The 11,680-nt window shown below is 55.6% G+C and carries 10 protein-coding genes; 3 read left to right on the forward strand and 7 right to left on the reverse strand.

All coding sequences use genetic code 11. The features are described 5' to 3' along the window. Positions 1-140: 140 nt before the first annotated feature. From EPG66_RS12510 to EPG66_RS12520, 3 genes are all read right to left on the reverse strand, one after another. Positions 141-455, reverse strand: coding sequence for a helix-turn-helix domain-containing protein (locus tag EPG66_RS12510; protein WP_069026836.1), 315 nt, complete (start codon positions 453-455; stop codon positions 141-143). Then, positions 448-792, reverse strand: a complete 345-nt coding sequence (locus EPG66_RS12515) for a toxin (RefSeq protein ID WP_182687048.1) — start codon at positions 790-792, stop codon at positions 448-450. Before EPG66_RS12515 ends, EPG66_RS12510 begins: the two co-directional genes overlap by 8 nt. 89 nt (positions 793-881) lie before the next feature. Beyond that, positions 882-1,793 carry a LysR family transcriptional regulator gene (locus EPG66_RS12520; RefSeq protein ID WP_182687049.1) on the reverse strand — a complete coding sequence of 304 codons (912 nt, stop codon included), beginning with the start codon at positions 1,791-1,793 and terminating at the stop codon, positions 882-884. Positions 1,794-1,890: 97 nt separating this feature from the next. On the opposite strand from EPG66_RS12520, the gene EPG66_RS12525 reads away from it, so the two are divergent. Then, the gene (locus EPG66_RS12525; RefSeq protein ID WP_182687051.1) at positions 1,891-2,949 is read left to right on the forward strand and encodes an SDR family oxidoreductase; all 1,059 of its coding nucleotides are present in this window, start codon (positions 1,891-1,893) and stop codon (positions 2,947-2,949) included. Positions 2,950-3,007: 58 nt separating this feature from the next. Here EPG66_RS12525 and rluF read toward each other — a convergent pair whose 3' ends face one another. Together rluF and EPG66_RS12535 are read right to left on the reverse strand one after the other, a co-directional pair. Further along, positions 3,008-3,886 (reverse strand): 23S rRNA pseudouridine(2604) synthase RluF, encoded by an 879-nt coding sequence (rluF, locus tag EPG66_RS12530; protein ID WP_122889493.1) that lies wholly within the window; start codon positions 3,884-3,886, stop codon positions 3,008-3,010. Positions 3,887-3,989: 103 nt separating this feature from the next. Then, the gene (locus tag EPG66_RS12535; RefSeq protein WP_031594134.1) at positions 3,990-4,460 is read right to left on the reverse strand and encodes a GNAT family N-acetyltransferase; all 471 of its coding nucleotides are present in this window, start codon (positions 4,458-4,460) and stop codon (positions 3,990-3,992) included. 312 nt (positions 4,461-4,772) lie between these two features. On the opposite strand from EPG66_RS12535, the gene sfnG reads away from it, so the two are divergent. After that, the gene (sfnG, locus tag EPG66_RS12540; protein ID WP_031594135.1) at positions 4,773-5,858 is read left to right on the forward strand and encodes a dimethylsulfone monooxygenase SfnG; all 1,086 of its coding nucleotides are present in this window, start codon (positions 4,773-4,775) and stop codon (positions 5,856-5,858) included. A gap of 145 nt (positions 5,859-6,003) precedes the next feature. On the opposite strand, the gene EPG66_RS12545 is transcribed toward sfnG, so the two are convergent. Both EPG66_RS12545 and EPG66_RS12550 read right to left on the reverse strand, forming a co-directional pair. Continuing rightward, positions 6,004-7,977 (reverse strand): autotransporter outer membrane beta-barrel domain-containing protein, encoded by a 1,974-nt coding sequence (locus EPG66_RS12545; protein ID WP_182687053.1) that lies wholly within the window; start codon positions 7,975-7,977, stop codon positions 6,004-6,006. 204 nt (positions 7,978-8,181) lie between these two features. Continuing rightward, positions 8,182-9,072 carry a MurR/RpiR family transcriptional regulator gene (locus EPG66_RS12550; protein WP_069026841.1) on the reverse strand — a complete coding sequence of 297 codons (891 nt, stop codon included), beginning with the start codon at positions 9,070-9,072 and terminating at the stop codon, positions 8,182-8,184. A 472-nt stretch (positions 9,073-9,544) separates the two neighbouring features. On the opposite strand from EPG66_RS12550, the gene EPG66_RS12555 reads away from it, so the two are divergent. Beyond that, the gene (locus EPG66_RS12555; RefSeq protein ID WP_182687055.1) at positions 9,545-11,665 is read left to right on the forward strand and encodes a TonB-dependent siderophore receptor; all 2,121 of its coding nucleotides are present in this window, start codon (positions 9,545-9,547) and stop codon (positions 11,663-11,665) included. Positions 11,666-11,680: the final 15 nt, after the last annotated feature.

An 11,680-nucleotide genomic window follows, 5' to 3' on the forward strand; every position in this document is an offset into this window, starting at 1 on the left:
TGAATGTGACCCCTATTAAAATCTGGCGGGTGGCGTGAAACGGACTGCGGGATCGGGGGAGAGGGGTTTTAAATTCTTCAGAGAGGGTAAACCGGAGGCATCGATAATGAAACAGGATGCCAGCCTTACGGGCTGGCTTGTCAGAGCTTGGCGAGCGTCTTCAGCGTTTCTGGGTTCTGCTGCACCATGCGGATCAGTAAAACAGCCTGGGCGTTAGGTCTTGCCCTGCCCTGTTCCCAGTTTTGATATGTCGTTTCGCCAGTATGAAGATAATGGGCGAATACGGCCTGTGAGAGGTTCAGTTTTTCGCGTACGTCGCGTAACTCCTGCGGCGCAATAGTTACAGGGGCACGCTTAGTGACCTTATAACTCTTAAGCGTAATTTTGCCCTCCTGATGATCCTTAAGCTCCTGCATACCCGTCATCAGTTCACTGAAGATATCGCGTTCAGTCATGTCTCAGTCCTTTTTTGATCACATTCAGCGCGGTCGCCAGGGCATCACGCTGTTGCCTGGTCAAATCGTCGCGTTGATCTTTATCGTAGATGGTAAACAGGATGAATTGGCCTTGTGTGTTGGTCCAGTAATAGATAACCCTGATCCCGCCACGTGCGCCCTTGTGTCGGCGCTCATCCCTGAAGCGAACTTTACGCAGTCCACCGGTATCGGGTATCACATCGCCCTTCTCAGGGTCAGCCAGCAACATGTTCTGAAACAGCCTGTACTGATCATCATTCAGATAATCAGCACGGTATTTCTGGAAGCTGGAAAGTTCAACGAATAGTGCGTCCATGTGCTGAGTATTTCCCTGTCCCCAACCTGGGCATACTTTACCCCTGAGTCAGGTGCATTTCAATCAGACCTGATTTTTTCTTCACCACATCAGATGAGTTTCTGCCCTGTTCCCTGCAACCCCACCAGCACCTCACTTAAGTGCGTGACCAGCTTCCGCACTTTATCCGGGATAAAGCGGGCATCGGGAAACACAACATAAAGATAACGGTCGGGAAGCCACCAGTCCGGTAAAACCCTCACCAGTCGGCCGGATGCCAGCGCGTCTGCGCCGATAAGCGTTTGTAACCCACCGATCCCCAGCCCCGCTTCAAGGGCCTGCATCAATGCATCACTGTTGTTAGAACGAAATGCACTTTCCACCGGCACAGACATCCTCGCGGTCGCGGACACCAGCTGCAGCGGCGCATCGGGCGATACGCCGCTAAAACGTATGTGAAGATGGTGCTGCAGGTCACTGGGGGCTTGCGGCATGCCGTTTCGTGCTATCCACTCAGGGGAAGCCACCAGCACGGTTTCAACCGTAGTGAGTGAACGGGCAGCCAGTGTAGCGGGCGGTGATTCGCTGAGGCGGATCGCCACATCAACGCCTTCACCAATGAGATCCGACAGACGATCCTCCAGTGCAATATTCAGACGCAGCGCGGGATGCGCCTGCTGGAATGCAATCAGATGCGGCATAAGCCGCTGCCCGATGCCGCTCGGCAGTTGCATATAAAGTTTGCCGTGCAGAGGCTGCGATTCAGGCCGTAGTTGCTGCTCCAGCTCTTCCATCGCGCTGAGCAACTGCCTGACCTGCTGCAGATAATGCTGACCCTGCTCCGTCAGCACCATTTTTCGTGTGGTGCGGTGCAGCAACACCACCCCCAGCGCCTCTTCAAGCGCGGCGATCTGCTGGCTTACCGCAGACTGCTTCATGCCGTTTTGCCGGGCCGCTGCCGAAAAAGATCCCGCTTCCGCCACCCGGATGAAGGTCTGAATCGCATTCAGTTTGTTCTGCATTTATTGATTTTCCTGATAGGTGACATCCGGTTCAGGGGATTTAATCAGAAATAAACGCAGGTGAGAATGCGGCTTCTCTCTTAACAGGGCAATGATCATGAAAACGACGCAGGATAAGAAGGTTGCGCTGGTGGCGGGTGCCAGCGGGATTGTCGGTCAGCAACTGAGTCAGGCACTGGTAGCAGACCACTGGCAGGTCAAAGCACTGACGCATCGGTCAGACTATGCAGTCAGCGGAACAGAGGTTATTGCGGTTGATCTGCGCGATAGCCAGCAGTGCCAGCAACGGCTGGCATCACTCACCGACGTCACGCATATCTTTTACAGCGCCTGGCTGAACGCTCCTGACTGGGGAACCATGGTCGGGCCGAATCTTGCCATGCTGCAAAATCTGGTTCAGACCATGGAGGATGTCGCCCCACTTGAGCATGTCAGCCTGATGCAGGGATACAAAGTGTATGGCGCCCATCTCGGACGCTTTAAAACTCCGGCGCGGGAAAGCGATCCCGGCGTACCGGGTGCTGAGTTTAACGCCGCGCAGCTGAACTGGCTGAGCGCACAACAGCACGGTAAAGCCTGGCACTGGAGTGCGCTGCGGCCCGGTGTGGTCGGCAGTGACAGGCCGGGCAACAGCATGAACCTGGCGCTGAGCCTGGCGCTGTACGCCTCAATCTGTCGCGCGGCGCGGCTGCCCTTACGCTTTCCCGGTTCGCCGGAAACCTGGCACAGTATGGTCGATTTTACCGATGCCACTCTGCTGGCCGACGCGACGATCTGGGCCGCACGCACTTCTGACGTATGCAATCAGGCGTTTAATATCAACAATGGCGATCTCTGGCGCTGGAGTGAGCTGTGGCCGGTCATTGCAGCTTGGTTTGAACTGGAGATCGCGCCGCCGGTTTCGCTGTCTTTCCGGCAGCTATTTCAGGATTATCGTGCGCTGTGGCAGAAAATCGCCGCTGCAAACGCGCTGATCCAGCCCGATATTCTGGCGCTCAGTGATGGTGCCTTCGCTGATTTTGTTTTTGGCTGGGATTACGACATGTTTGGCGACGGCAGCAAGCTGCGGCGGGCGGGATTCCACGGTTATCGCGCAACAGATAAGATGTTCTGCGATCTGTTTGCCCGCTTCCGGGCGGCCCGGATCATTCCGTGATGATCCGCTGAATACAGATGCAGAGAGCAGGAAAGTCGCTCTCTGCATCGGGCCATCATTAGCGCCCTTTCTTCTTACGTCCCGGCTGGACAAAGCGCTTGCGTGAGGCGCCGTTAGCATCCGCTTTTTCAGCGGGTTTCGACGCACTCTTCTGCGGTTTTTTAGCGGCGACCGGTTTCGCCGGGGCTTTAGCTTTCTTCGCAGGTTTATCTTCTGAAGAGGAGTTCTCCAGCAGTTTAAACAGCTCAACGAGTTCGTCGTCAGTGAGATCGCGCCATTCCCCCAGCGGCAATCCCTTGAGATTAACGTTCATGATGCGGGTGCGCTCAAGCTTGGTCACTTCAAAGCCAAAATGCTTACACATGCGGCGGATCTGGCGATTCAGCCCCTGGACCAGCGTGATGCGGAAGACAAACGGCGCTTCTTTCTTCACTTTGCACTTTTTGGTCACCGTGCCCAGCATCGGCACGCCTGCGCTCATTCCGGCAATAAATTCATCGGTGATCGGCTTGTCGACCGTAACGACATACTCTTTTTCGTGGTTGTTACCGGCCCGTAGGATCTTGTTGACCAGATCACCGTGGTTGGTAAGGAAAATCAGGCCCTGAGAATCTTTGTCGAGTCGGCCAATCGGGAAGACGCGCTTGCTGTGATTGACGAAATCGCTGATGTTATCGCGCTCGCCCTCTTCCATGGTGGTGATAATCCCCACCGGCTTATTCAGGGCAATCAGCACCAGATCGTCTTCATCGCGCGGCTCGATAAGCTGACCATTGACCTTCACCACATCGCCTGCAAATACCTGCGCGCCCACAGTGGCGCGTTTGCCGTTAATGAAAACGTTGCCCTGCTCGATGTAACGATCGGCGTCACGACGGGAGCAGATGCCGCTCTCGCTGATGTATTTATTAAGACGAGTTGATGAGTCAGTCAGCATGATTCCTCCAAAAAACGCGGACTATACCTTACCGGCGGGGGCTTGCGAAGTCTTTGCACTGGAAACTTTTGCCGCTCGTTGTCAGCCCGATGATTGTCCGTAATTACAGGTCAATCTCCATCGCCATACAGCGCAACGCGCAACCCGCCAGCTTTGACGGATAAAGACTTTCTCCCAGCTGCCGGAAGCCATGCTGCTGATAAAAGCTCACGGCGTTCGGCGTTGACTCGAGCGTCAACCGGCGATAGCCACGCTGCAGCGCCTCCGCTTTAATCGTGTCGATGATCAGCCCCGCCATTCCCTGTCCGGCGAAGCCGGGCAGCGTAAAAATGGCCTCAACGCTCGCGGCGGCGAGATCCAGCGATCCCATAGCAACCGGCACGCCGTCCGGGCCATCAATCACGAAGAAGGGGTTCACGCGGATCATCGCGGGAAAACTGGCGGGCATCCGGTCCGGCGTCCAGGCGGCAAGGACATCGGATGGATAGGCGTGCTGGCAGCCATGACGGATGGCCAGATTTCTGATGTTCCATAAATGGTGCGCCTCTTCGGGCGATGCCTGTCTGACAATCATAGTGCCCTCCGGCTTCTGAACAGAGCCGCTACGTTATCACATCGCTTTGCGGCTATCTGCGAATACCGCCGGGTTCTGACGGCCGTAGCCTCTCCGCAGTTACGCGCGGTCATGAAGCGCTGCTGCATCAGCAACCGGACTGTTTCCGTGTTGCTGCATTTGCAACAGCTTGCTTATGCAAAACTGGATTTTAATTCATTAATTTCAATCATTTAATCTCTGGCACGGTTACTGCTTAGTTTTTTCTTTTATATCTGAAAGTTTGGAAAAATTAACTACTCCATTAATCCAGCTATATGCCAGGAGAAAACCATGTCACTGAACCAACCTTTACAGTTCGCCTACTGGGTGCCGAATGTCTCGGGCGGACTGGTGATCAGTCAGATAGAGCAGCGTACCCGCTGGGATGCCGAATACAACCGCAAACTGGCGCAGATCGCTGAACAGGCGGGTTTTGATTACGCGCTGACGCAGATTCGCTTTACTGCAGGATATGGCGCAGATAATCAGCATGAATCGGTCACATTCTCGCAGGATTTACTTAGTCACACCTCGAAATTAAAAGTGATTGCCGCTCTGCTTCCCGGCCCGTGGAATCCGGTATTGGCGGCAAAGCAGATTGCCACTATCAGCCATCTTTATGGTCCACGCATCGCCGTTAATATTGTCAGCGGCTGGTTCCGGGGCGAGTTCAAGGCAATTGGTGAACCCTGGCTCGATCATGAAGAGCGCTATCTGCGTTCAGAAGAGTTTATTCGCTGCCTGCGCGGCATCTGGCGTGAAGAGAGTTTTAGCTTTGCCGGCGATTTTTATCGCTTCCGCGATTACGTGATGAAACCCAAGCCGTTGTCACCGCTACCGGAAATTTTCCAGGGTGGCAGTTCACGCGCGGCGCGCGACATGGCCGCCAGGGTGTCAGACTGGTATTTTACCAACGGTAATACCCCGGACGGTGTCCGTCTGCAGGTCGCGGATATCCGTGAAAAAGCCGGACGTAATCAGCATCAGGTCAGAATCGGGCTGAACGGTTTTGTGATTGCCCGCGAGAGCGAACAGCAGGCGCAGGCGGTGCTTCATGAGATCATCAGCAAAGCCAACCCGGATGCGGTAAAAGGCTTTCAGCATGAGGTCAAAAATGCTGGCAGTGCCTCACCCGAAGGAGAGGGGAACTGGGCGAAATCGTCGTTTGAGGATCTGGTGCAGTACAACGACGGCTTTAAAACCAATCTGATTGGCACACCGCAGCAGATTGCTGAACGCATTATCGAACTGAAGCAGGCCGGTGTGGATCTGCTGCTGCTGGCATTTCTGCACTTTCATGAAGAGGTCGAATTCTTTGGCCGCGAAGTGATACCGCGGGTCCGCGAACTGGAGGCGCAGGCTTTGATCGAAGCGTGAAAAAGGTACGCCACAGAAGAGAGTTATACCCGACTGCATCCGGGGTGTGATGAACGCTCAGATCTGCTGCAACGTCGCCCGCCGCTATCATTATGAGAGCGACGGACAACGTCTGCAGGGCTTTTCACTCCGCAAAGCAGATCCGTTAAAAGCGGGCGTTAAGCCCGACGTTCCATGTCACCTGATGCATGTCGCTGTTGCCTGTTACCGCCGAGACGCCCGCAAAGGCATTCACCGAGGTGCCAAGCGGCACGCTCGCACCCACCGCCATATCGATCCAGTTATCATCACTGGAATCGCTGCTGCGGGTAAAGGCGGTGCGGGTCGATTTCAGTCCGGCGGTCACCGCCGAATCGCTGTCACCAAACTGGTGGTTGTAGCTGACCTGCGCCCAGGGATTGATCAGCAAATCTTTGCTGTCGATACGCCAGCCCACTGCGCCGATTTGAGAGTGCAGCGTCTGGTCGCCAAAGCGCATTGAGGTGCTGCTGTTGCCTTCCTCTTTATAGCCATCGACCTGGGTGTAGTCGAGCGCATAGCTGGCCACCGGGCCGGTAGAAACATAGCTACCCAGCGGCAAATCCCAGCCGGTCTGCAGCCGCATTCCCAGCACCTTACCATTGCTGTTGCCCTTTTCCGTGCGGGTCGCCGGTTCCAGCCTGATCTGACGCTCAATATCATCAAAGTCGAGATCCGCATAATGGGCGTCCGCATTAATCCATCCCCGATCGAGATAATTCAACTGACTCCAGAGCGCCACCAGATTGCCGCGTAAACGGTAATCAAAGCGCGACGAGGGATCCTGACGTTGCGAGGTCGTAGAGAGCATGGCACCGGCCTGCCAGTGATCGGTCAGCTGATAGCCCACACCCACGGTACCACTGGCGCTGGTCGCATCGCCATCCTGCAGGCTGTCGCCGCGGAAATCACGCTGCTGCCCGGCATAACCGCCGAAAACAGTAAACTCGCCAGCACTGGCGGGCTGCTGACGCTGCTGCTGCAGATGTCCATCCAGCGTATTGCGCGCATCGCCCACCAGCATCGACGGCGCCTGACTCAGTGCAGCTACCTGCAGCGGCGCATTCAGCACCGACTGAATGTAATCGGCGATCAGCGCATGGACCGCCGGGCTGGGATGCAGTCTGTCTGCAAACAGATACTGCTGTGACTGCGAAAATCCTGTCGTCGAGGAGGTGCAGTCCATCGCCGAGACACCTGGCGGACAGGCCATTCCGGCCGTATTCGTGAGTCCATACAGGCCCGGATTATCGATCACCTCATTAAACAGGCCATTGATATCCACTCGTGCGATGTTCCCGCGTGCGGTCACCAGCCGCTGCTCTTCAGCCTGGTTGTAACGGTTGGTGAGGGCCGCCGCCTCCTGACTCAGTAACTGCCAGGCGGCAATCAGCTGCTGTGCAATGGCACCCCGGATCAGCGGAATTGAAGAGATTTGTCCGGCCGCCTCGCCAAGCGCGGTTTCAATCGCCTGCTCTCTTGCGGCACGGTCAGGCGTAGTGGTAGTGCTCAGCGACTGAAACAGCGCCGCCGTGGCAGGTTGTGCCGCTGGACCAAGCACCTGCAGAATCGCCTGCAGCAGGGCGGGCGTTGCACCTACATTAGGCACCGTCGGTACAATCACCGTTCCGGCTCCGGCATCCAGCAACCGGCTGACCTGTGAGGCCGCTGCACTGGCGCTGTTATCCACTATCTGCCGGGCAGCGAGGGGGGCAAGAGCCGCCTCCGCTAAATCATTACCGCCAATCCAGTGAATATAGAGACCGTCCGAATCAGCTCGTCCGCCTCGCGCCGCAAGGTAGCTATCAAGCTGATCCTGAGTGTTAAACAGGGGATTAATCGCAGGTACCGCAACTGCGCCACCTTCGGCATAGTTGTTTCCGCCCTGCGATGAAGGGCGCAGGTTATCACCCAGCGACTGCGCTACGATCTCGTCATAGAGCGGATGGGTCGCGCCATCATAGGTAAAGCGCCCGACGTTCCCGCCATCACTCAGGCTATCGCCAAAGACGGTGAGGTCGCTCCAGGCCATAGCAGGCAGCGGCGACAGCAGGCTAAGCGTGGCACAGCAGAAAAGGTATTGCGCGTGAAGGGGTTTCATCAGCAGCTCCGCACAAATCAAATGAAAGTCAGTAGGAGTAAGAACCGCGCCGGCTGGCGCAGCAAGCTGTAAGCGTAGACGGCTGAGGAAAGGGGTGGCAGAAAATACGGGATCGCGCTCGCAAAGCGGAGAAATTTGACTTAAAGATCAGCCGTGCCGGTTTAGGTGAAATACCGGGAACCCCCCACGGCGTCGTTACACTGGCTACTTTTTGCTGGCGGGTTTCAGTCCGCGATTAAGATCCTGTAACCGTTTCATCGTCTTAACGGTGCGCTGTGGCAGCGTTGAGGCAACGGACAGGATCAGCATCTCCAGACAGACCATAATCGTGCCGTGCAGGGGAATGCGTCCCTTCTCGCCGCCGCGCGGCACATTGATTACGACATCCGCCTCGCGGGCGAAAAAAGAGTCGGTGGCGTTGGTCAGCAGAATTATCGGTATATCCAGCCGCTTCGCTTCACGCACCACGGTTGTCCCTTCCCGGTGCGCCGACTGCTGCGCCATCATGATCAGCACGTCGCCACGCTGTAGCGCCAGCATCTGCTCTGCCAGTGCAATACCGGCACGGTTAAGGGAAAAGGCGGGCAGCCCGATACGGTTGAGCAGCCGCACGCTGTAGTCCGCCAGAATACCAGAGGCGTTGATGCCGAAAATAGCGACCTGCCGCGCTTCGCCCAGCAGCGCCACGCTATCCGCTACCGCCACCCGATTCTGCGGCTGCGACAGCACCTCACAGGCGTGCCGGTGGCCCTCCAGCACAAAGTCGATGGCGCTGTTCACATCGCTGGTCACCTCACTGACAGTGGTGATCATCTTATCTTCAGAGGTCAGTGACGGGCCAAACCAGGCCTTAAGTGACTGCTTGAGGTCGCGCAACCCGCTGAAGCCCAGCGCCTGAATCGCGCGGATTACAGTGGCATCAGAGGTGTGATTCGCCACAGCGATCTCCATCGCGGTGCTCTCCAGCACCGTTTCCCGCTGTTGATCGATATAACGCGCCACCGCCAGCAGGCGGGGTGAAAGCTGCTTTTCACGGGCGCGAAGACGCTCTGCCACCACATCCACTCTGTTTTTAACGGGCCTGTTTTGTTTCATGCTGCACCTGCAACTGGGGTTAAACGTGTGAAAGGCTCATCGGTAGTCTGGCTAAGGGGTCAGGTTTCAGGGCCGGGAGATGTAGTAAAAGCGTCATGCTGTTTTATATTTCACCTGCAGAAGATGTGGATTTAACCAAACCCCTCACCTCTCTATAAAAACATATTCATTATTTTCAATAAAATAAAACTGACAGCCAACATTTTTGCAGCGATAAACGACACGGCAAAAATGTAGTCAATTCTATTCAAATTATGTTTACTACTACAATAGCGGATGCTTGAATGATTCTCAATTACAGATGAGAAGTATTGTCGTCCGGGAGACGAAATGATGTCTGACCCCTGATGCGATTCTCCTCTGCTTAAAGCGCTGCACATTGCAGACCACCTCCAGGGAAGCCCTGAGTGACAGACCGTCATGCAGGGCGTATTTGCTTCAGAAACTGCCAGTAACAGACACCAAAAGAAAAATGAAAAACAAAGACTCACGATATCCGGCCCGGCACCCCGCTCTGGTCGTGGCGATCTGCAGCAGCATTATGCTGCCACAGGTCAATGCAGCAACCGACATCGCTCCGGATATGACCGTGACCGCGGATGCCAGCTCAGAGGGAAGTTACAGCGCCACTCAGAGTAGCGTCGCCAGTAAAATGCCGACCGCGCGGCTTGATGAGGCGCAGTCTGTCAGCGTGGTGACGCAGCAGCAACTGGACGATTACCAGGCAAGCTCACTGGCGGATGCGATGCGCTTTGTCAGCGGTGTGACCGAAGCGAACACGCTGGCTGGCACTGAAGATGGCTTTGTCCGACGCGGATTTGGCAGCAACGCCGATGGCTCCATCTACAGGGATGGTATCCGCAGCAGTCAGGGATTGAATTTCGATGCCACGACCGAGCGGGTTGAGGTGTTGAAAGGCTCCTCCTCGCTGCTCTACGGCATTCAGAATCCGGGCGGCATTATCAATGTGGTCAGCAAAAAGCCGCAATACAGCTGGCACTCCAGCGTCAGCGGACGTTACGCCAGTGAAGGTGGCGGTGCAGGCACGCTGGATGTCACCGGTCCGCTGGGCAAGGGTTTCGCCTTCCGCCTGATCGCCGAAAAGCAGAATCAGGATTACTGGCGCAACTTTGGCAGTGAAGAGCACACACTGCTGGCACCCTCTCTGCAATGGTATGGCGAGCAGGCAAGTTTTCTGATCAGCTATGCCGACTACCGCTATGACATTCCCTACGATCGCGGCACGGCCTTTATCGACGGCAAGCCAATCGACATCGGTTATAAAGATCGGCTGGATGACAAAGCCAATCACGCCTGGGGCCATAACAAAACCCTGAATGCCCACTATGATTGGCAGTTTAATGATGAGTGGCGCACCCGGTTAACCCTGGGCTGGAACCAGCGGCGCTATGATAACAATGAAGTACGCGTGACGGCGGTGAACGCCAGCAGCGGCGTGGTCACACGTCGCGCCGATGCCAATCGCGGGTTTAACCACAAAACCAAATATCTGAGCTGGGATCTGCTGGGCAATCCCGAAATTCTGGGTATGCAGCACGCGCTGGTGGTGGGCACCGACTATGAGATGAACCAGACTTATCGCGCCCATCAGTATCAGGGCAAGGTCAACCGCCAGTTCAACTATTTCACGCCTGAATATGACCTGCTATCACCGGTCACGGACGCCAGCACGGAAAATAGCGCAGCCGCCAATAACCTGAACCGCATTCATAGCCGGTCACTCTACGCCAAAGACAGCATTTCTCTGTCACCCGACTGGATTGTGGTGCTGGGCGGTCGTTATCAGCATTATGAACAGCGCGCCTCACGCGGCTTTAATCCGCAGGTGGAAACCCTGAATGATGAGGGTAATAAGTTTCTGCCACAGGCGGGGGTGATCTACAAACTCACACCTGATCTCTCTTTCTACACCAGCGTCAGTAAGTCGTTCACACCCTCTACCGACGTGGATGATGATGGCAATGTCGGCAAACCGGAACAGGGCACCAGCTGGGAAGTTGGCAGTAAATGGCAACTCTCGCCGAAACTGTTTGCCACCGTCGCGCTCTATCGGATAGATGAAAAAGCGATGTCGCTGAATATTAATGGCAGCACGCGGGCTATTGATAAAGCCCGTTCGACCGGTGCTGAGTTTGAGCTGAATGGCGAAATTGCACCCGGCTGGGATTTGAGTGCGAACTACAGCTATGATCAGGCAGAAATCGTTAATGACCGGTTAAATCCGAATAACAATGGCAATCGTCTGCAGAATGCGCCGCGTCATGCCGGTGCGCTCTATCTCAGTCATGAGATGCAGATCAGCAGCCTGCCCGGCTCGTTCCGGCTCGGCGGCGGCGCACGCTATGTCGGCAGCCGTGCGGGCGATCCCGATAACAGTTTCACCCTGCCCGACTATGTGGTGGCAGACAGTTTCGTGGCATGGAACAACCGCCTGTTCGGTGAAAAAACACAGCTACGTCTGAACATCAATAACCTGTTTAACCAGCACTACTACAGTTCAAGCGGCGGCAACCTGCGCGTCCGTGAAGGTGAAACCCGCAATCTGATGGTACAGGCCCGTGTTGAATTTTAAATCGCTGCGCTGTGC

The organism is Pantoea pleuroti (assembly GCF_014156615.1).
GTDB classification, from domain to species: domain Bacteria; phylum Pseudomonadota; class Gammaproteobacteria; order Enterobacterales; family Enterobacteriaceae; genus Pantoea; species Pantoea agglomerans.